The sequence below is a fragment of the Pseudomonas sp. MWU16-30323 genome (assembly GCF_020515595.1).
Taxonomy (GTDB): domain Bacteria; phylum Pseudomonadota; class Gammaproteobacteria; order Pseudomonadales; family Pseudomonadaceae; genus Aquipseudomonas; species Aquipseudomonas yamanorum.
Window position 1 is genome coordinate 16,857 of the sequence record NZ_JAIWYM010000015.1, and the last position, 20,242, is coordinate 37,098.

The 20,242-nt window shown below is 62.0% G+C and carries 14 protein-coding genes; 1 reads left to right on the forward strand and 13 read right to left on the reverse strand.

Going from position 1 to position 20,242, the window contains the following annotated elements:
- Positions 1-20: 20 nt before the first annotated feature.
- The 7 genes from LIY45_RS18140 to iolC form a co-directional block, all read right to left on the reverse strand.
- Positions 21-1,031 (reverse strand): Gfo/Idh/MocA family oxidoreductase, encoded by a 1,011-nt coding sequence (locus LIY45_RS18140; protein WP_226477112.1) that lies wholly within the window; start codon positions 1,029-1,031, stop codon positions 21-23.
- A gap of 19 nt (positions 1,032-1,050) precedes the next feature.
- Positions 1,051-2,982, reverse strand: coding sequence for a 3D-(3,5/4)-trihydroxycyclohexane-1,2-dione acylhydrolase (decyclizing) (gene iolD, locus LIY45_RS18145; RefSeq protein ID WP_226477113.1), 1,932 nt, complete (start codon positions 2,980-2,982; stop codon positions 1,051-1,053).
- Between the two features lie 10 nt (positions 2,983-2,992).
- Positions 2,993-3,808: a TIM barrel protein gene (locus LIY45_RS18150; RefSeq protein ID WP_226477114.1), complete on the reverse strand. Its 816-nt coding sequence runs from the start codon at positions 3,806-3,808 to the stop codon at positions 2,993-2,995.
- Between the two features lie 27 nt (positions 3,809-3,835).
- A complete protein-coding gene (locus LIY45_RS18155) occupies positions 3,836-5,338 on the reverse strand; it encodes a CoA-acylating methylmalonate-semialdehyde dehydrogenase (protein WP_201140311.1) in 1,503 nt (500 codons plus the stop codon).
- 22 nt (positions 5,339-5,360) lie between these two features.
- Entirely contained in the window at positions 5,361-6,155 is a 795-nt protein-coding gene (gene iolB, locus LIY45_RS18160) for a 5-deoxy-glucuronate isomerase (protein WP_017479897.1), read from the reverse strand.
- A complete protein-coding gene (gene iolE, locus LIY45_RS18165; RefSeq protein ID WP_226477115.1) occupies positions 6,152-7,045 on the reverse strand; it encodes a myo-inosose-2 dehydratase in 894 nt (297 codons plus the stop codon). The genes iolB and iolE overlap by 4 nt, the downstream gene beginning before the upstream one ends.
- A 147-nt stretch (positions 7,046-7,192) precedes the next feature.
- Positions 7,193-9,130: a 5-dehydro-2-deoxygluconokinase gene (iolC, locus tag LIY45_RS18170; protein WP_226477116.1), complete on the reverse strand. Its 1,938-nt coding sequence runs from the start codon at positions 9,128-9,130 to the stop codon at positions 7,193-7,195.
- Between the two features lie 303 nt (positions 9,131-9,433).
- On the opposite strand from iolC, the gene LIY45_RS18175 reads away from it, so the two are divergent.
- Complete coding sequence (locus LIY45_RS18175; protein WP_017479894.1) at positions 9,434-10,330, forward strand: MurR/RpiR family transcriptional regulator; 897 nt, start codon at positions 9,434-9,436, stop codon at positions 10,328-10,330.
- A gap of 142 nt (positions 10,331-10,472) precedes the next feature.
- Here LIY45_RS18175 and LIY45_RS18180 read toward each other — a convergent pair whose 3' ends face one another.
- From LIY45_RS18180 to LIY45_RS18205, 6 genes are all read right to left on the reverse strand, one after another.
- Positions 10,473-12,176, reverse strand: coding sequence for an AMP-binding protein (locus LIY45_RS18180; protein ID WP_226477117.1), 1,704 nt, complete (start codon positions 12,174-12,176; stop codon positions 10,473-10,475).
- 31 nt (positions 12,177-12,207) lie between these two features.
- Positions 12,208-13,506 carry an acetyl-CoA C-acetyltransferase gene (locus tag LIY45_RS18185; RefSeq protein WP_226477118.1) on the reverse strand — a complete coding sequence of 433 codons (1,299 nt, stop codon included), beginning with the start codon at positions 13,504-13,506 and terminating at the stop codon, positions 12,208-12,210.
- A complete protein-coding gene (locus tag LIY45_RS18190; RefSeq protein ID WP_226477119.1) occupies positions 13,503-14,393 on the reverse strand; it encodes a MaoC/PaaZ C-terminal domain-containing protein in 891 nt (296 codons plus the stop codon). The genes LIY45_RS18185 and LIY45_RS18190 overlap by 4 nt, the downstream gene beginning before the upstream one ends.
- 3 nt (positions 14,394-14,396) lie before the next feature.
- Positions 14,397-15,740, reverse strand: a complete 1,344-nt coding sequence (locus tag LIY45_RS18195) for a 3-oxoacyl-ACP reductase (RefSeq protein ID WP_226477120.1) — start codon at positions 15,738-15,740, stop codon at positions 14,397-14,399.
- A gap of 159 nt (positions 15,741-15,899) precedes the next feature.
- Entirely contained in the window at positions 15,900-18,437 is a 2,538-nt protein-coding gene (locus tag LIY45_RS18200) for an acyl-CoA dehydrogenase (protein ID WP_226477121.1), read from the reverse strand.
- A gap of 284 nt (positions 18,438-18,721) precedes the next feature.
- Complete coding sequence (locus tag LIY45_RS18205) at positions 18,722-20,143, reverse strand: outer membrane protein transport protein (RefSeq protein ID WP_226477122.1); 1,422 nt, start codon at positions 20,141-20,143, stop codon at positions 18,722-18,724.
- Between the last annotated feature and the right edge of the window lie 99 nt (positions 20,144-20,242).

A 20,242-nucleotide genomic window follows, 5' to 3' on the forward strand; every position in this document is an offset into this window, starting at 1 on the left:
TTCCTCCAGTGGAATAGGTGTCAGCCGTAAAAACGTGGACGCTCTGGCAGCCCCACTTTCACAATCTGCCCACTGTTCTGCGCCTCAATGCACGCATCCGCCGCCACCGCCGCTGCAAAACCGTCCCACGCCGACGGCCCGCCGACCTGCCCGGCCCTTACGCCATCGATAAACGCTTGCAACTCGACGTCATACGCCGCGATAAATCGGTCTTTCCAATCCATCAGGATTGCATTCGACAGCTTGGCCTCGCTGCGCATCTGCACCTGGGACGGCTCCGGCAATTTCGCAATACCGGTCTCCCCCACCACTTCGCACTGAATGTCGTAGCCGTACTGGCAGTTCACAAACACTTCCACATCGATGCGCGTGCCCTTGGCGGTTTCCAGCAGCACGATCTGCGGGTCACGCAAGTGCGCCAGCGCCTTGCTCGATTTACGCGGGAACACCACTTGCACCGACACATAGTCATCGGCCAGCAACCAGCGCAACACATCCAGCTCGTGGATCAGGGTGTCGGTGATCGCCATGTCGGTCTTGTAGTTCTCACCCACCCTCGGGTTGCGGTGCGCGCAGTGCAACATCAGGGGTTCACCGATCTGGCCGCTGTCGATCACGGCTTTCAAGGCGCGATAGCCTTGGTCATACGGGCGCATGAAACCCACCTGCACCAGGCGCTTGCCGTGGGCCACTTCGGCCTCGACGATCTTGCGGCAGCCTTCGGCAGTCACCGCCAGCGGCTTCTCACAGAACACGGGTTTGCCAGCCGCAATCGCCGCCAACACAAATTCTTCGTGGCTCGGGCCCCAGGAGGTTACGAGCACCGCTTCGACTTGCGGCGAGTTGATCAGCGCGTGGCCGTCCGGGTAGACCTCGGCGGTGAGTTTCAGGTCCGAGACGACCTTGGCAGCCTGCTCAAGGTTGATGTCGGTCACGGCCACCACCTGGCTGTTGAGCAAGGTCTGGCTGCAACGACGAATGTGATCCTGGCCGATGGCGCCAGTACCGATAACACCCAACTTCAAAGACATGAAAACACTCCTCTTGTTATTAGTACTGCCGGGCCTTGGCCAGGCGTTCATTGAGTTGTTTGGCCACCGCGTTGGTGCGCTCACTGGTGGACACCTGCGCCACACCCACCCGCCACCAGGACAGGTACCCGTGAATCATGGTCTTGGGCAGCACCTTGATATCGATCAGCGTCGACACGGTGTGTGTGCGTGCATCAGCCAGCGCAGCCTGCAGTTGTTCAACGGTGTTGACCTTGTAGGTCTTGCAGCCATAGGCCGCCGCGCTCATGGCGAAGTCCACCGGCACAAAACCGCCGTCGAGGTTGCCGGTCTCGGGATTGCGGAAGCGGAACTCGGTGCAGAAGCTGTCCATGCCGTTGTTCATTTGCAGGTTGTTGATGCAACCAAAGGTCATGTTATCCAGCAGCACCACGTTGATCTTGCGCCGCTCTTGAATCGAGGTGACCAACTCCGAGTGCAGCATCATGTAGGAGCCGTCACCCACCAGTGCGTAGACCTCACGTTCGGGCTCGGCCAGCTTCACGCCCAATGCGGCGTTGACCTCGTAACCCATGCACGAATAACCGTATTCGACGTGGTAGGTGTTCACGCCCTTGCTGCGCCAGCTGCGTTGCAAGTCACCCGGCAGGCTGCCGGCGGCGGCGACGATGATCGCGTCGTCGGCCAGGGTGTCGTTGAGCACACCAAGTACGCGGCTTTGGGTCAGGCAGGAACCGGTCAATTCGATGAATTCGCGCAGCACCGCCGGGTCCATGTGGTCGTTGATTTCCGGGACGAAGTGTTCAGTCTGGTATTCAGCCTGGTAGATGCGATCGACCTCGACGTCCAACTGCGCCTTGGCATCCCGTGGTTGATCGCCCCAGCTGGAGCGGTAGTCGCACAAGGCCTCAGCCAAGGCTTCCAGACCGACCTTGGCATCCGCCAGCAACTGCACGCCATCGAGTTTCAGTGCGTCGCAGGGGCTGATGTTCAGGTTGAGAAACTGCACCTCGGGATGCTTGAACAGCGACTTCGACGAGGTGGTGAAATCGGTATAGCGCGTGCCGATGCCGATGATCAGGTCGGCTTCCGGCGCCAGCAGGTTCGCCGCCAGGCAGCCGGTTTCACCCAGGCCGCCGAGGTTCAGCGGATGGCTTGAAACCACCGCACTCTTGCCCGCCTGGGTTTCCGCGAACGGAATGTCGAAGCGCTCGGCAAAGGCTTGCAGCGCGGCATTCGCGCCGGAGTATTTGACCCCGCCCCCACACACGATCAACGGTTTGCGCTTGCCCTTGAACGCCGCCACGGCATCCCTCAGCATCGCTTCGGTCGCCGGGCGCCGGTCGATCCGGTGCACGCGTTTTTGCAGGAAGTAATCCGGGTAATCCCAGGCTTCGCCCTGTACATCCTGCGGCAGGGCCAGGGTCACGGCGCCGGTTTCCGAAGGGTCGGTGAGCACGCGCATGGCGTGGATCGCCGCCGTCATCAGCTGTTCCGGGCGATTGATGCGGTCCCAGTATTTGCTGACGGCACGAAACGCGTCGTTGGTGCTGATGCTCAAGTCGTGGAACTGCTCGATCTGTTGCAGCACAGGATCGGGCTGGCGACTGGCGTACACATCACCGGGCAACAGCAGCAGCGGAATCCGGTTGGCGGTCGCGGTCGCTGCGGCGGTCAACATATTCGCCGCGCCCGGGCCCACCGAAGAGCTGCAGGCGTAGATCTTGCGGCGCAAGTGCTGCTTGGCAAAACCGATCGCCGCGTGGGCCATGCCTTGCTCGTTGCGGCCCTGGTGCACCATCAGGTCGCCGCTGTCCTGTTCCAGGGCCTGGCCGAGGCCCAGCACATTGCCGTGGCCGAAAATCGTGAAGATGCCGGCGACAAACTTGCTTTGCACACCGTCGACTTCGATGTACTGGTTATCCAGAAATTTCACCAGGGCCTGGGCCATGGTCAATCGGGTTGTGGTCATGGAGTGCCCCTTATCGTTTCTGCAGGTGGGCGATACTCGCCCCCAACGCCTGCTTGATATCTGCCAGGCCGTGCACGCTTGCGGCGAACGGTTCGAACGACAAGTAACCGCTGTAGCCGGTGCTGAGCAGCGTGTCGATCTGCGCGGCATTGCCGAGGATATCGCCCTCGCCCACCAGCACGCGGTGACCGTCGCGGATCGTGTTCAGCGGCGCGTCGGCGTCTTCCACACCGGAGATGTGCACCAGCCCGGTCAGCTCGGGAAAGAACTCATGTTCGCTGGCCAGGTGGTGGTGGAAGGTGTCGTGCACCACGCGGAACACATCCAGCCCGCCGATGGCCTTGATCGCATCCACTGCCACGCGCTTGCGGCGCAGGGAGCACTCTTCAAACCCCAGGGGTTCGACAAAACCGAGAATCCCGTATTCCCGCAGGATCGGCGCCAGTTCACTCAAGGCCGTACGCAAACCGGCTGCGCGCTGGGCTTCGTTGCGCGGGTCGGCGCGGTCGTTCAACGGGCACATCACCAACGCCTGCGCACCGCTTTCGCGGGCATAGGCCGCCAACTTGATCGCCTGGGCGCGGCGCTCGTCATTCCACACATCAAAGGGGTACAGCGCGTTGATCGACAGCACGGTGATGCCATGCACTGCGCACAATTCGCGCACGCGGCTGGCGGGGGTGCCGTCTTCAATTTCGATGCCCTTGAGGTCGTTGCGGATCTCGATGGCGTCGCATTTCAGGGTCACCACCAGCTGGATAAAATCCGGCAGGGAAAGGCTGGGGGCGACCATGCGGTTCAGGGCAAAACGTAGAGGCGACTTCATTATTGTTGTGCTCCACACTCGAAACATTTACTTGGCGGTTGGCATGCTGAATTCAGGGCCCTTGGCGATGCTGTCGGGCCAGCGCTGCATCACGCTTTTGTAGCGGCTGTAGAAACGAATGCCTTCTTCACCGTAGGCATGGTGGTCGCCGAACAGCGAGCGCTTCCAGCCACCAAACGAATGCCAGGCCATCGGCACCGGAATCGGCACGTTGATGCCGACCATGCCGACCTTGATGGTGCGGGCAAAGGCACGGGCGATGCCGCCGTCGCTGGTGAAACACGACACGCCGTTGCCGAACTCATGGGCGTTGATCAAGGCGACGGCGCTGGCAAAATCCGCCACCCGCACGATGCCCAGCACCGGCCCGAAGATCTCTTGCTGGTAGATGCTCATCTCGGTGGTGACGTTATCGAACAAGGTCGCACCGACGAAGAAACCTCCCTCCGCGCCCGGCACCTTGAAGCCACGACCGTCGACGATCAGCTTCGCACCTTGGGCCACGCCCTGATCGATAAACCCTTCGACCTTGGCCTTGTGTTCGGCGGTGACCAGCGGGCCCATCTCACTGTCTTTTTGCATACCGTTGCCGACCTTCAGCTGATCGATACGCGGCAACAGTTTTTCGATCAGCTTGTCGCCGACATCGCCCACCACCACGGCAATCGAGATCGCCATGCAACGCTCGCCGGCCGAGCCGTAAGCCGCGCCGATCAAGGCGTCGGCCGCCTGGTCCAGGTCGGCGTCCGGCATCACGATCATATGGTTCTTCGCGCCGCCCAATGCCTGCACACGCTTGCCGCGCTGGGTGGCCTGCTGGTGGATGTACTCGGCAATCGGCGTGGAACCGACAAACGAAATCGCCTCGATATCCGGGTGCTGCAACAGGCCGTCAACCGCGCTTTTGTCGCCCTGCACCACATTGAATACACCGTCGGGCAGCCCGGCTTCGGTCAGCAGGCGGGCCATCAGCAAACTGGCGGACGGGTCGCGCTCGGAAGGCTTGAGGATGAAGCAGTTACCGGTGGCCAACGCCAGCGGGATCATCCACAGCGGCACCATCACCGGGAAGTTGAACGGGGTGATGCCGGCGCACACGCCCAGTGGCTGGCGCAGGTTCCAGTTGTCGATGCCGCCACCGATGTTGTCGCTGAAATCGGTTTTCAGCAGGTTGGGCGCGCCACAGGCGTACTCGACGATCTCGATGCCTCGGGTGACTTCGCCCTTGGCGTCGGAGAACACCTTGCCGTGTTCGCGGCTGATGATTTCGGCCAGTTCGTCATGGTGCTGGTCGAGCAGTTCCTTGAACTTGAACAACACCCGCGACCGGCGCAGGGACGATTGCTCGGACCACGCCGGGAAGGCTTTGAGTGCAGATGCGACGGCTTCATCGACGGTCTTCTGGCTGGCCAACCCGACACGGGCCTGGACTTCGCCGGTGGCCGGGTTGAACACATTGCTGAAGCGCTCGCTACTGCTGTCCTGCACCTGGCCGTTGATGTAATGGCCGATTACCGGGGCGTTGCTCATTAGTGTTCTCCGTCGAAAGTGCTTAAAGATCCAGCAGCCAGCTGTGCTGCGGGTCGTTATGGAAATGCCAGGCGCGCTTGGGGCCGGCCATCACGTTCAGGTAGTAGGACTCGTAGCCATACGGCACGCTGACCGGGTGATAACCCTTGGGCACCACCACCAAATCGCTGTTTTCCACGGCCATGGCCTGGTCGATGCTGCGGTCGTCGGTGTAGACGCGCTGGAACACAAAGCCCTGGGGCGGGTTGATCTGGTGGTAATAGGTTTCTTCGAGAAAGCTCTGGTGCGGCAGATCGTCGGTGTCGTGCTTGTGGGGCGGGTAGCTCGACGAGTGACCGGACGGCGTACGCACCTCCACCACCAGCAGCGAATGGGCAGGCTCGCTGTCGGGCAGGATGTCGCACACGTAGCGGGTGTTGGCGCCCTTGCCGCGTACGCTGCGTTTGCATTGCTCGGGGCGGATCAGACGGGGCGCCAGGCCGGCTTCGGTTGAGCCGGGAGCGGCACACACGGCGATTTGCACGTCGCTCAACGCGGTGACCTGGGCGTCGGTGCCCGGTGGCAGGTAGGCCGCAAAGGGGGATTTGTCTTCAAACACCGAGTGGCGATCACCGAGGTTTTCCCAGTTGAAGCCTTCGCCCTGAATCGTCACCCGGCCGCTGAGCAGCACCAGGCACAGCTCTTTATCACCGGCCGTCACCGGCAGGGTTTCGCCCAGGCTCAGGCGGTAGGCGGCAAACCCCACGTATTCCAGGCGCCCTTCTTCCAGGGCGACCATGGTTTGCCCGCGTTTGCTGCTTTTGACCAACAGGCTCATTGTCCAGTCCTCTCGCTCAACAGTGCGCGCAGGGTGTCGTAACCCTTCTTCGCATAGAGGTAGCTCGGCGCCACGGCTGGATCCTGCTCGGCCTCCACTACCAGCCAACCCTGGTAATTGGCAGCCAGCAGCACGTCCAGCAGTGCGGTGAAGTCGATATCACCGTCGCCGGGCACGGTGAAGGTGCCGTTGACGATGCAGTCCGGGAAGCTCCACATCTGGTTGCGCGCCAGTTGCACCACCGGCTTGCGCACGTCCTTGAAGTGCACGTGGCAGATGCGGTCGATGTGTTTGCGCAGCACCTCGATCGGTTCGCCGCCGCCCATGTAGCAGTGGCCCGAATCAAACAGCAGGCCGACTTCCGGGCCGGTACGGCGCATCAGTTGGTCGATGTCGTCCGGGGATTCGACGTAGGCGCCCATATGGTGGTGGTACGCCAGGCGCACGCCCTGGGACAGGGTGAAACGCGCCAGTTCGGTGAGTTTGTCGGCGTATTCCTGCCAGGCCTGTTCGCTGTGAAAACGCGGGCGTTCCATCAGGCGCACCGGCGAACCCTGGATCGAGTCGGCGACTTCGCCATACACCAACACGTTGGCGCCGTTTTCACGCAGCAGTTCGACGTGGCTGGCGATGGCTTCGATTTCGTCCGCCACCGAGCGCCGGGCCAGGCGGCTGGAGTACCAGCCGGAGACCAGCGCCAGGTCATACGGGCGCAGCACATCACCGACGCCCTTGGCGTCCTTGGGGAATTTACCGTTGAGTTCGAAACCTTCGTAGCCGATGTCCTTGCCTTCGCTGAGGGCCGTGCTCAACGGCGTTTCGCCGCCCAGGGCCGGCAGGTCGTCGTTGCTCCAGGAGATCGGGTTGATGCCTATTCGGATAGCGGGCATGGCTGCACCTATTATTGTTTTTTCAGAGTTGCCTGAGATCTGCTTTATGTGGGAGCTGGCTTGCCTGCGATGCAGGCGACTCGGTCTAACAGGTGTACCGAGGTGATGCCATCGCAGGCAAGCCAGCTCCCACATTTGATTGCGTGTTTAACTTCGAGAACTGCGCCAAGCATTAATCAACTGCTCAAAGATGCACTGCACCTGCTCAATCAAGGTTTGATCGCCAATCTCCCCCGCCAGCCAGGCGCGGCTTGGCTCCTGGAAGATCGTACGGCCTACGGCGAAACCACGGCAGGTCTGGCTCTGGCTGGCTTGCCGGAAGCCATCGGCCAGGCATTCGGCGGAGGCGTTCAGGCCCAGCAGCACCACGCCCCGGCAGTAGGGATCGCGTTCCTGGATCAGTTCGTCGAGTTTTTTCCAGTCCGCCGCCGACTGCGCCTCGATCTTCCACCACGCTGGGTAGATACCCAGGTTGTACAGGCGCTTGAGGCTGCGGTAGAGCACGTCGGGATAGGTGGACGGATGATCCTTGGGCGGCACGATTTCCAGCAACAACTCATGGCCGCTGACCAGGGAGGCCTGATACAGGCTCTTGAGCTGTGCTTCCTGTTCCAGGCGCAGCAGCGGCTCGTCGTCAGGATGAAATTGCACCAGGCACTTGATGATTTGCTCCTGGGGCCAGGCAATCAGGTTGCTGCCCACCGAGCGGCCGTGTTCAAAGGCCAGCGGCCGTGAGTTCTGGACTTCCACGGGGCGGGCGATCCACCAGCCGCGACCACTGGCGGCGTTCAGCGCGTCCTGGCCAAAGCGTTGGTCGGCCAGAATCCCGACATCGGCTTCGACGCCCTGCTCCGCCAGTTTGCTTTCAACCCGTTCCACGGCCTGGATAAACAGTTGCTTGAGGGCGCTGATGCGCGCCGGGTCCTGGCCGCCTTTCTGGGCCAGTTCCACCAACTGCCAGCGATGATCGAAGGCGAACACAAACAGCTGCTTCCAGGCTTTGCGCGGCACGCTGACCCGGTGCAGGCGTTGCAGCACCGCGTCCTGGTCCGGGCGGGTAATCGGCACCGGGCTGTTGAACAGGTAATCGAGTTCGGCACGGGTCGGCATCGCCGGTGCGCAGGCGTGGCGCGACACCACCAGGCCGCCGCAGGCATTGGCCAGCTGGCAGCAGCGCTCGTCACTGGCGTCTTCAAGCCAGCCACTGAGGAAGCCGGACATGAAGGCATCACCGGCGCCCAGGACGTTGAGCACTTCCACCCGTACGCCAGGGTAGATCGCGCCATCTTCGAGGCGGGCCGGGATGTCGCCGTGGATCACCGTGCAACCTTGCGGGCCGAGTTTGACCACCAGGGTTGCGGAGGTCAGGCCACGCACCGTGCGCAGTGCCGTGAGCAAATCTTCACTGCCACCGGCAATCAGGAATTCTTCTTCGGTGCCGACAATCAGGTCAAAGCGCGGGAGGATCTTCTGCACGTGCTGGCTGACATTCTGGTCAGCCACAAACCGGGTTTCACCGTCGGCCTTGCCGGCCAGGCCCCAGAGTACCGGGCGGTAGTCGATGTCGAGCACGCGCTTGACGTTGTGCCGCTCGGCGTAGTCCAGGGCCTGGATGCTGGCCTTGTACACGCCGTCGGTGGAGAAGTGAGTGCCGGTGATCAGCAGCGCCTTGCTGGACGCAATGAACGCTTCACTGATGTCTTCGGCGCGCAGGGCCATGTCGGCGCAGTTCTCGCGGTAGAACACCAGGGGAAAGGTTTCGCGGTCCTTGAGACCCAGCAGCACCAGGGCGGTAAGGCGTTCCGCGTCGACCTTGATGCCGCTGACATCGCAGCCTTCACGGGCCAGGGATTCCAGCAGGAAACGCCCCATGTGGTCGTCCCCCACCCGGCTCAACATCGCCGACTTGAGCCCCAGCCGCGCGGTGCCGAACGCGATGTTGGCGGAGGAACCGCCGAGGTACTTGGCGAAGCTTGAGACATCCTCCAGCCGTGCACCCACTTGTTGTGCGTAAAGGTCGACGCCCAGGCGTCCCAGGCAAATCAGATCCAATTGACGCCCACTGGCAAAACGAGTCTGGCCCATGCTGGCTCCTGTTATTTTTATCAGCCTGCGTGTGCCGTCGTGGTGGCGGCATACGCTCTTGGTGCAAGCAGACTAGAACGTCTGGCGACACCAATCAATATTTATTCTATAAATATTTTTCGTAGAATATATTTTCCAATCCGTCATCATCGGCGCGTTCCAGCCACGGTGCATCGTTTCAGCCGTACCGTGGGGCGGGATGCCGAGGTATTTTTTTGCGCCTACCCTGTAGACTTGCGCACATCGACTTATTGTCAGGGGCGACTGAACGCGCCCTATAAGAACAAGCCAGAAGGATTCCCTATGTCCCAGAGCGCCCCGGAAGACGCACTCGCCAGCCCGCCGCTGAACGCCGAGCGGCTGTTGCAGCTGATCACCGATGAATACGAGAGCCTGCCGCGCCAGCTCAAGCGCATCGCCAGCTACATGAGCCAGCAGAGCGACCGGATCATGGTCGACCGCATCAGCGACATCGCCCGTGAATGCGAGGTGCACCCGTCGGCCATCGTGCGGTTTTCCCAACGTTTCGGGTTCAGTGGCTTCAGTGAAATGCAGGCGCTGTTCCGCGAGGCCTACACCCACAAGACCACGCCGGTGCAGAACTACCAGCAACGCATCCGCAGCATGATCGCCAACAAGTCGCAGAAAGCCAGCGGCGGCGACCTGGCGCGTGAGTGCGTGAATGCCACGCTGTCCGGCATCGAGCGCCTGGGGCTGGAGCTGGATGACGTGGCTTTTGAAAAGGCCGTGGACCTGGTGGTGAATGCCGACAATATCTACGTGGTGGGCGTGCGCCGCTCGTTCGCCGTGGCGGATTACCTGGTGTACAACCTGCAGCACACCAACAAGCGGATTCACCTGGTGTCGGGGTTGGGCGGCAGTTATCGCGAGCAGATGCGCAGCGTACGGGCCAATGACCTGGTGATTGCCATCAGCTTTACGCCCTATGGCAAGGAAACCCAGCACTGCTTGCGGATTGCCCAGCACCATCAGGCCAAGACGCTGATTATCACCGACAGCAACCTGTCGCCCCTGGCCAAGCGGGCGAGCACGGTGCTGCTGGTGAATGAAGGCTCGTCGTTTGCGTTCAGGTCACTGAGTGCGACGCTGTGCCTGTGCCAGGCGTTGTTTATTGCCGTGGCCTATCGGCTGGAGTTGAAGGTCGATGAGATTCATGAGCAGGTGGGATTCGACGACTGACGGCGACCTTTCAGCCACCAAAGATCAAATGTGGGAGCGGGCTTGCTCGCGAATGCGGTGGAACAGTCGATGGAGATGTTGACTGACAGACCGCATTCGCGAGCAAGCCCGCTCCCACATTTTTGACCGCGTTCACTCAGGCTTAGCGCAGTGCCCTTCGCAGCACCTTGCCCACCGTCGTCTTGGGCAGCTCCTGCGTACGAAACTCCACATACCGTGGCACCTTGTACCCCGTCAGGTACTCCCGGCAATGGGCCAGAATCTGCTCCTGGGTCAAACTTTGGTCCTTGCGCACCACGATGATTTTCACCCGCTCGCCGGTCACGCCATCTTCCACCCCAATCGCCGCCACTTCCGCCACGCCGGGATGCAACGCCACCACGTCTTCGATTTCGTTGGGGTAAACGTTAAACCCGGACACCAGGATCATGTCCTTCTTGCGGTCTACCAGGCGGATGAAGCCCTGCTCATTCATCACCCCGATATCGCCGGTGGACAGCCACCCATCGGCATCCAGCACCTCGGCGGTTTCCGCCGGGCGCTTCCAGTACCCCTGCATCACCTGGGGCCCGCGCACTTGCAGTTCGCCCTGCTCGCCCACCTCCGCCAGTTCACCGTCCTCACGAACAAACCGCACCCAGGTCGAGGGCAGCGGCACGCCGATGCTGCCGGTGAATTCCATCTCGCGCATCCGTGAGATGTCGATGGGGCTGATGCTCACCACCGGCGAGCACTCGGTGAGGCCGTAGCCTTCGATGATCGGCAAGCCGGTGACTTCCTTCCAGCGCTTGGCCACGGCGGTGTGAGTGGCCATGCCGCCGGCGATCACCATGCGCAGGTCGGAAAAGTCCCGGGCGCAGAATTCCTTGTTTTCCAGCAGGCCATTGAACAGCGTATTCACTCCGGCAATCCCGTTGAAACGCTCCTTGCGCAGGATCATCTGCACCCGCTTCACGTCCCGTGGGTTGGCGATCAGGATGTTGCGCCCGCCCAGGCACATGAACATCAGGCAGTTCACGGTGAGGGAAAAGATGTGGTACAGCGGCAGCAGCGTGACGTTGGTTTCCTGCTGGTTCTGGTCCAGTTGATCACCCACCCACGCTTTGGCCTGCAACAGGTTGGCGATGATGTTGCGATGGCTGAGCATCACGCCCTTGGCGTCGCCGGTGGTGCCGCCGGTGTATTGCAGGAAGGCCAGGTCTTCGCGGTTCATCGGCACGGCCAAATGGGTCTGGCCGCGTCCCTGTTTCAATACCTGGTTGAAGCGCACGGCGCCCGGCAGGTTGAAGCGCGGGACCTGCTTCTGCACGCTGCGCAGGATGAAGTTCATCGCCGCGCCCTTGAAAGTGCCAAGCAAATCGCCGATGGCGGCAATCACCACGCGTTTGACGGTGCTGGCCGCGACCACCCTCTCCAGGGTGTGGGCGAAGTTTTCGAAGATCACAAGGGTCTCCGCTCCGCTGTCCTTGAGCAAATGCTGCAGCTCCCGGGCGGTGTACAGCGGGTTGACGTTGACCACCACGGCACCCGCGAGGATCGTGCCCAGCAGGCAGATCGGGTATTGCAAGCAGTTGGGCATCATCAGCGCCACCCGATCGCCCTTCTTCACGCCCTGGGCTTGCAGCCACGCGGCAAAGGCGATGCCCTGCACCTCCCAGTCGGCGTAGGTCATCTCGGTGCCGATGCTGACGTAGGCCACGCGCTCACTGAATTTGTGCAGGTGCTCCAGGAACACCTCGCGCAACGACGGGTAGTCCTCGATGCCTGCGTCGATGTCTGCCGGTACGCCGGGCAGGTAAGCGTTCAACCAGAGGCGTTCGGTCTGTTCCAGGCTTACAGCGTTCATGGCAGTCTCCTTGTTGTTTTTATGGTGGGAACTACTTTTCGACGATAGCGGTAATGCCCAACCCACCCGCCGCGCAGATCGAAATCAAGCCTCGGCCGCCGCCCCGCTGGTGGATGGCCTTGGCCAGTGCTGCGAGCTGCCGGCCGCCAGTGGCAGCGAACGGGTGACCGCAGCCGAGGGAGCCGCCGTTGACGTTCATTTTGGCGCGGTCGATGCTGCCCAACGGCGCATCGAGGCCCAGGCGGTCGCGGCAGTACTCCGGGTCTTCCCAGGCCTTGAGGGTGCACAGCACCTGGGCGGCGAAGGCTTCGTGGATCTCGAACAGGTCGAAGTCAGCAAACGTCAGGCCTTCACGCTTGAGCATGCGTGGCACGGCGTAGGCCGGGGCCATCAGCAGGCCTTCGGTGCCGTCGACGAAATTCACCGCTGCGGTTTCGCCGGTTCGCAGGTACGCCAATACGGGCAAGCCACGTTCGGCGGCCCATTCCTCGCTGGCCAGCAGCACCACCGAGGCGCCGTCAGTGAGGGGCGTGGAGTTGCCAGCGGTGAGCGTGCCGTTCTGGCGGTCGTAGGCCGGGGACAGGCCGGCGAGTTTCTCCAGGCTGGTGTCGGCCCGCAGGTTGTTGTCCCGGGCCAGGCCGCGATACGGGCTGATCAAATCTTCGAAAAACCCCTGCTTGTAGGCCGCGTCCAACCGTTGGTGGCTGGTGAGGGTCAGTTCGTCCTGGGCCAGGCGCTTGATCTGCCAGCGCTTGGCCATTTCTTCACAGTGTTCACCCATGGACAGGCCAGTGCGCGGTTCGCCATTGCGCGGCAGCAGCGGCTTGAAGAACATCGACGGACGCACGCCCATCAAGGCCTTCAACTTGGCGCCGGTACCCTTGGCGCGGTTGGCTGAAAGCAAGGTGCGGCGCAGGGACTCGTTGATGCCGATGGGCGCATCGGAGGTGGTGTCGGAGCCGCCGGCGATGCCCACTTCGATCTGCCCGAGGGCGATCTTGTTCGCCACCAGCAACGCCGCTTCCAGGCCCGTGCCGCAGGCTTGTTGCAGGTCGTAGGCCGGTGTTTCGGGAGACAGCGTGGTGGACAGCAGGCTTTCCCGGGCCAGGTTGAAATCCCGGGAATGCTTGATCACCGCACCGGCAGCCAACTCGCCCAGGCGCAGGCCATGAAGGTTGTAGCGATCCACCAGGCCTTGCAGGGCGGCGACCAGCAAATCCTGGTTGCTGTCATGGGCATACACCGTATTGGAACGGGCGAACGGAATACGGTTGCCGCCGATAATCGCCACGCGGCGGGTCGGAGCCGGGTTGAAGCTGTAGTCACTCATCGAGGGTTCTCATTCCAGATAAACAGCCCACGCATATGGGGTTTGTCACCGGCAAAATTACGCACTTCAAACTCACGGCGCGGGCCGGTTGGCGGGACGTTCCACAAGGCGACCTGGCCAGGCAGGAAGATCGGCAACTTGAAGTCGCAGTGGGCCTCGGCCTGGTCCAATCCACCCGGCGGCTGCTGGGCGGCCAGTGCGCGGCCAAGGGTCCACATGCCATGGGCGATGGCCCGGCGAAAGCCGAACAGTTTGGCGCCGATCACCGAGGTATGAATCGGGTTGAAATCCCCCGAGACCTTGGCGAATCGCCGCCCAAGATCGGCCGGCAGTACCCAGCGTTGGGTACGCAGCAAACCTGCCTCCTGCAACGGCAGCACGTCGTCCCACGGCTCGCCGACCGGGGCTTTTACGTCACGGCGCAGGTACAGGCTGTCGCTCTCCCACACCAGGGTGCCCGCGCTGTAGGCACGGGTGGCGATGCTCAAGGCCTGGCCCTTGGGATGGGCAACCCAGCGCTCGCAATACACTTCGAGCCGCAGGGCCTGGCCCTCCTCGAGCCGTTGATGCTGGCGGATGCGATTGGCCAAATGCACCATGCCGCTGGCGGGGTAAGGGAAGCTCGGCCGGGTCAGCAGCATCAGGTGCAACGGGAACGCCAGCACATGGGGATAGGACAGCGGTACACCTTGCTCACGGCGGAAACCACAGGCCCGACCGTAGGCCGCGATCCCCTGGACAGACAGCTCGACGGCCGAACGCACCAGACGGTCTTTCGGTAACATCGGCGCCCCTTCCACCTTGGGTTTGCGCAGGGCCAAGACACCGTCCAGTAACAGCCGCGGGCGTGAGGGCGGTGGGTCAATAATCTGCGTCACATAGTCCATAGGTCAGGCTCCCAACAGGCTTTGGCCGCAGACCCGCACCACCTGGCCATTGACCCCGCCGGAAGCCGGATGCGCCAGCCAGGCAATGGTTTCCGCCACGTCGATGGGTTGCCCGCCCTGGGACATGGAATTCATCCGCCGCCCCGCTTCGCGAATCATCAGCGGGATCTTCGCGGTCATCTGGGTTTCGATAAAACCGGGGGCCACCGCATTCACCGTCACCTGCTGCGCCGCCGCTTGCGGTGCCAGGCCTTGGACCAGGCCGATCACACCGGCCTTGGACGTGGCGTAGTTGCTCTGCCCGAGGTTGCCGGCAATGCCGGAAATCGACGAGACACATACGATGCGCCCACCCGGGTTCAGGCCTTGGCTTTCCAGCAAGGCCGTGCTCAGGTGCAGCGGCGCTTCCAGGTTCACCGCCAGTACGCTGCGCCACGCCGCTTCGGTCATCTTGGCGATGGTCTTGTCGCGGGTGATGCCGGCGTTGTGCACCACCACGTCGAATGCGCCGTGTTGGCTGACATGGGCTTGCAACTGCTGCGCAGCGTCGGTGGCGGTGATGTCCAGCGCCAGGGCCGTGCCACCGACACTGCTGGCCGCTTGTTGCAGTGATTCCCGGGCCTGGGGCACATCCACGCAGACCACCTGCGCCCCGTCACGGGCCAGCACCTGGGCGATTGCCAGGCCGATGCCACGGGATGCGCCGGTGACCAGGGCGCGGCGGCCGCCGAGGGGTTTGTCCCAATTGATTTCGGCTTGGGTGTCGACCGGTTTCTCAAGGCGTACCACCTGCCCCGAGACATAGGCCGAGCGCCGCGACAGGAAGAACCGCAGGCTGCTTTCCAGCGCACCTTCGGCACCCGGTGCGACGTAGATCAACTGCACGGTGATCGCCCGGCGCAGCTCTTTGGCCAGTGAGCGCACCAACCCTTCAAGGGCCCGTTGAGCGACGGCCTGCGGCAAGTCCTTGCACAGTTCCGGCGCGGTGCCCAGCACCACCACCCGGGCATGTTGGCCCAGGCGCTTGGCGTTGGCGTGAAAGAATTCGTAGAGCTCGTCCAGTTGCTTGACGTCGGCGATGGCGCTGGCGTCGAACACCGCGCCCTGGACTTTGACTGTAGAGGGCGCCTTGAGGGTCGCGGCGGTGGCGGGCACGGTGTCGGTGGCACTGAAGATGCGCTGGATCTCAGCAGCCAGGCGCCCTGCCCCGGCCACGATCACCGGGTTGGCCAGGCCGTGTTGGCCGCTGCGATGGCGTTGCAGCGCCAGGGGTTGTGGCAGGCCCGCCGTCTGGGCCAGCCAGCGGCCCCAAGGGGAATTGACGAAAGAGAGGTAGCTGTCACTCATGGATAAATTCACTCACAACACTGTCTTGCCATGGAAACCCGATCCCTGTGGGAGCTGGCATGCCTGGAATTGCGGTGTGTCAGCCAATGCAACTGGCACAGAACCAACGCTATCGCAGGCAAGCCAGCTCCCACATTGACTGTGTTCCTCCAGTTCCAATCAGTTGACCGGCGCGTTTTCGCTTTGATTGGCGCGGCGTTTTGCGCTCGGTTTGGCGGCCTGTTCCAACGCCTGTTGGCGCTGTTGCAAGGCTTCCAGCAAACCGAAGTCCTGCGGGAAGTCGTCCACCTGGATCGCGTGATCACCATATTCCACATAGCGCGCCAGCAAGTTGTCCTCGTCGTCGCTGATCAGGTCCAGCGCCCGTGCCTTGACCCGCCACGGCGTAAACGCAGTACCGGAAATCGGCATCGGTTCGATCAGGCCTTGCTTGATTGCACCCTTGAGCCGCGCCTCGATCAGTTCCACTTGCGGCAGCAGGCGCAAGGCCAGTTCGCCGTAAGCCAGCTTGTCGATTTCCGGCCGAGGGATGTAGGAATTGCCCAGCAAGCGGTCACGGCTTTCCCCCGGCACCTGCACCAGTTCCGCCACTTGCGCCAGCAGGCGATCCGACGGTTTGCGCAGGGGAATGCCAAACGGGAAGGTCAAGCCACGCACCACCGCCGCCGCTGCTTTCGACGGATAGTTGTCGAGCACTTCAGCCAGGGCTTCATGGGCCCGCAGCAAGGCGTCCTGAGCCGCCCAATGCACCAGCGGCAGATCTGCCTGGGGCCGGCCATCATCTTCAAAGCGCTTGAGCACGCAGGACAGGATGTACAGCTGGGACAGAATGTCCCCCAACCGCCCGGTGATACTTTCCTTGCGCTTGAGGGCACCGCCCAGCACGCCCATGGAAATGTCCGAGATCAACGCCAGCACCACCGACAGCCGATTGGCCTGGCGGTAGTAGGACGCCAGCGCCGGATCCGTCTTGCTCGGCACCGAAATCAAGCGTCCGCCTGTCAGCGAATGCACCGCTGCGCGTACGGTATTGGCCAGCACAAAGCTCAGATGGCCGAACATCGCGCTGTCGAAATCCACCAGGGCCTTGCGCCGGTCGGTGTTGCGCGCCGCTTCCATCTCGCGGAACACATAGGGATGGCAACGAATCAGGCCCTGGCCGTAGATGATCAGGCAGCGGGTCATGATGTTCGCGCCTTCCACCGTGATGGCGATGGGGCTTTGCTGGTAGGCCCGGGCGAGGAAGTTGTTGGGGCCCATGCAGATGCCCTTGCCGGCGACGATGTCCATGCCGTCGTTGACGATGATCCGCGCACGTTCGGTGACGTGGTATTTGGCGATGGCCGAGATCACCGACGGCTTTTCACCGGCATCCAGTGACGCCACCGACACCTTGCGCACCGCATCGCAGGCATACAGATGCCCGGCCATGCGGGCCAATGGTGCTTGTACGCCTTCGAACTTGCCGATGGGCAGGCCGAATTGTTTGCGCATCGCCGCATAAGCGGTGGTGCCGCGCACGGCCACCTTGCCCAGGCCGACGTTGGCCGACGGCAGGGAAATCGCCCGGCCAGCCGCCAGGCATTCCATCAGCATGCGCCAGCCGTTGCCCACTTGCTCGCGGCCACCGATTACCCAATCCAGCGGGATGAACACATCCTTGCCAGTGGTTGGGCCGTTCTGGAATACCGCGTTGAGTGGCCAGTGACGCCGGCCGCTGTTCACCCCCGGATGGGAAGTCGGGATCAGCGCACAGGTGATGCCCAGGGAGCCGGGCTGGCCGAGCAAACCGTCGGGGTCTTCGGCGCGGAATGCCAGGCCGAGCACGGTGGCGATTGGGCCGAGGGTGATGTAGCGCTTGTCCCAGGTCACACGGAACCCCAGCACTTCCTCGCCTTCGTGCAGGCCCTTGCAGACGATGCCCAGGTCTGGAATCGCCCCCGCGTCGGAGCCGGCATACGGGCTGGTCAGGGCGAAGCACGGGATGTCTTCGCCACGGGCCAGGCGTGGCAGGTAGTAATTACGCTGGGCGTCGGTGCCGTAGTGCAGCAGCAGTTCCGCCGGGCCCAGGGAGTTGGGCACCATCACCGAAATCGCTGCCGCCGAGCAACGGGTCGAGAGCTTCATCACCACCTGCGAATGCGCATAGTGGGAGAAGCCTTTGCCGCCGTACTGCTTGGGAATGATCATGCCGAGGAAGCCGGCATCCTTGGTGTACTGCCAGCCTTCGGGGGACATGTCTTGCCAGACCTGGGTGGTTTCCCAGTCGTTGGACATGTCGCACAGGGTCTCCACTTCGTTGTCGAGGAAGGCCTGTTCTTCAGCGCTGAGGCTGGCCGGTGCAGCTTGCAGCAAACGCTCCCAGCGCGGTTTGCCGCTGAACAGCTCGGCGTCCCACCACACGGTGCCGGACTCGATGGCCGCGCGTTCGGTGTCGGACATCGCCGGCATGATGCTGCGGAAAAGGTCCAGGGCCTTGCTGGTCAACAGCGCGCGGCGCAGGGGTTTGATCGTCAGCAGCAGCGCGGGCAACACCACCAGCACCGCCACCACACTGGCGCCGAAACCGGCCACCACGCTGAGCAGGTAACCGACCGCCAGCCAGACCAGGCCGGCACCCAGCCAGAGGGTGGCAGCGGCTTGTCGATACGCCAGGGCAATCGCTGCTGCGAGTCCCGCCAATAACCAGATAACCATGGGGATACCTCTACTCGATTCAGGGTACGGCCAACGCCCAAGCAGATCGGAATGACCTGTGACGTAAAGCCACACTACAAACTTGAAAAGATAAATTCAAATTTTGTTTTGAAATTTTTATTTAATGCTTGGGCGAAAAAAACGGGCTGAGTGGTCAGCCGGGTGGGTGAGTGGAAAAAGGGATCGGAACGGGTCGCATGGGCGACCCGTCGATGCAACGCCAGTGTCAGGCCGGGCAGAAAGATGCGCTGACTGCTGGCAGAGACTGGCGTTGCGACAGTTGATCAAAACTCATAGGTGACCCCCAGGCTGACCACGTCGCCATAAGCGTCCGCTTTGCCATCCAGGGTTGCACCGCCCAGGCGGTCCTGGTTGTGGGTTTGCAGCTTGGCCTTTTCGACAAACTGGTGGGAGTAGGAACCGTCGATGCCCAGGCCTGGAATCGCCCTGACCTTGTAGCCGAAGCCCAAGGAAGTGAAGATCCGGTCGCCATCCGGAATACGCGGATCGCGGGTGGAGTTACGGGTGGGTGTCTGGTCGGTGGCCACACCGGCGCGCAGGGTGAAGTCGTCGGTGAGTTTGTAGTCGCCACCGAGGGAGACCATCCAGGCGTCCTTGTAGTTGTAAGGGATCGAAACAATCGTTGAGCCCTCGGATTTTAACGTCAGGTCCTTGAACGAAGACCATTGAGTCCAGGTAACGCTGGCGCCCAGAGTGAACCGATCAGTGAACTGGTGAACCCAGTCGAAGGAAGCATTGGCCGGGATGTCCAGTTGAGTACTGGCGTTGGCGCCATTGGAATTAAGATTGAGACCGGGATAGGCAACACCGGGCAAACCGGAGTCGATCAAAGCCTTGGATCCCGGGTCTGAGTAGATACTGTATTTGCCTTCGAGCTTGTTCTTGATCTTGGCGTGGTAGTTCAGGCCCAAGGTATCTTGCGGTGTGGGTTTCCAAGCCAGGCCAGCAAACCAGCCTACCGAGGTATTGTCTACTTTTACGCGCATCAACGAATGCCCTATCCCCGAAGGAAACGGAATCCCAATATTCGGAGAAAGAGCCGCAGCGGCATACAAGTCAATATTCTGGCTGACGAAGCCTTTGGTGTGCTGAACGATAGCACCGCCGCCGATGGAGAATTGATCATTGACCTTGAACGAGAGTGACCCCGTCAAGCCCACGGTTTCGATACGCGTATCGACGGCAAAGTCACGACCGATCCAATCATCATCCCAGGTGGTACGTGCCCCCATGGGGACCACCTGGCTCAAGCCAAATGCAAAGCGATCGCCGATCGGCATCACCATGAATCCCGTAGGTAACCATGCGGTGAAGCCACCCTGACCACCGTCTCCTGTGCGGGGAGTGGAGGTCGTTTCACCGGTTAACGGATCCAAATCGACGATAGCGGGGGCATTGCCCGCGTAGTCTTTCGCGGTACCTTTGTATTTGATGTTAATGCGCGCGTAGTCGATGTTGAACTGCGCGATATTGTGATCAATGAACGCCATCGCGGCCGGGTTATTGTAGGCAGATGACGGGTCATCCTTGAACATCGAACCACCACCGAACGCCCGCCCCCAACCTTCAGCCCCGAACGTCGGAGTAGCGAACCCACCGGCCTGCGCAGAGCCGGCAGTAGCAATAAGCCCTCCCAGCAACGCCAGCCCGAGGAATGCTTGCGCCTGCTGTTTCTTATTATTCATGCTCCACTCCTTATTATTATTCATCCGGACCAGCGACCTGTTCCGTTTCGTGTCAACAGGCACCCAGTTACGGGTGCCTGTGTCTAACGGGTGATCAAC

Excerpts from the sequence above, each read along its gene's own strand:
- LIY45_RS18140 (WP_226477112.1), bottom strand. The coding sequence starts at position 1,031 with ATGTCTTTGAAGTTGGGTGTTATCGGTACTGGCGCCATCGGCCAGGAT.
- iolD (WP_226477113.1), bottom strand. The coding sequence starts at position 2,982 with ATGACCACAACCCGATTGACCATGGCCCAGGCCCTGGTGAAATTTCTG.
- LIY45_RS18150 (WP_226477114.1), bottom strand. The coding sequence starts at position 3,808 with ATGAAGTCGCCTCTACGTTTTGCCCTGAACCGCATGGTCGCCCCCAGC.
- LIY45_RS18155 (WP_201140311.1), bottom strand. The coding sequence starts at position 5,338 with ATGAGCAACGCCCCGGTAATCGGCCATTACATCAACGGCCAGGTGCAG.
- iolB (WP_017479897.1), bottom strand. The coding sequence starts at position 6,155 with ATGAGCCTGTTGGTCAAAAGCAGCAAACGCGGGCAAACCATGGTCGCC.
- iolE (WP_226477115.1), bottom strand. The coding sequence starts at position 7,045 with ATGCCCGCTATCCGAATAGGCATCAACCCGATCTCCTGGAGCAACGAC.
- iolC (WP_226477116.1), bottom strand. The coding sequence starts at position 9,130 with ATGGGCCAGACTCGTTTTGCCAGTGGGCGTCAATTGGATCTGATTTGC.
- LIY45_RS18175 (WP_017479894.1), top strand. The coding sequence starts at position 9,434 with ATGTCCCAGAGCGCCCCGGAAGACGCACTCGCCAGCCCGCCGCTGAAC.
- LIY45_RS18180 (WP_226477117.1), bottom strand. The coding sequence starts at position 12,176 with ATGAACGCTGTAAGCCTGGAACAGACCGAACGCCTCTGGTTGAACGCT.
- LIY45_RS18185 (WP_226477118.1), bottom strand. The coding sequence starts at position 13,506 with ATGAGTGACTACAGCTTCAACCCGGCTCCGACCCGCCGCGTGGCGATT.
- LIY45_RS18190 (WP_226477119.1), bottom strand. The coding sequence starts at position 14,393 with ATGGACTATGTGACGCAGATTATTGACCCACCGCCCTCACGCCCGCGG.
- LIY45_RS18195 (WP_226477120.1), bottom strand. The coding sequence starts at position 15,740 with ATGAGTGACAGCTACCTCTCTTTCGTCAATTCCCCTTGGGGCCGCTGG.
- LIY45_RS18200 (WP_226477121.1), bottom strand. The coding sequence starts at position 18,437 with ATGGTTATCTGGTTATTGGCGGGACTCGCAGCAGCGATTGCCCTGGCG.
- LIY45_RS18205 (WP_226477122.1), bottom strand. The coding sequence starts at position 20,143 with ATGAATAATAAGAAACAGCAGGCGCAAGCATTCCTCGGGCTGGCGTTG.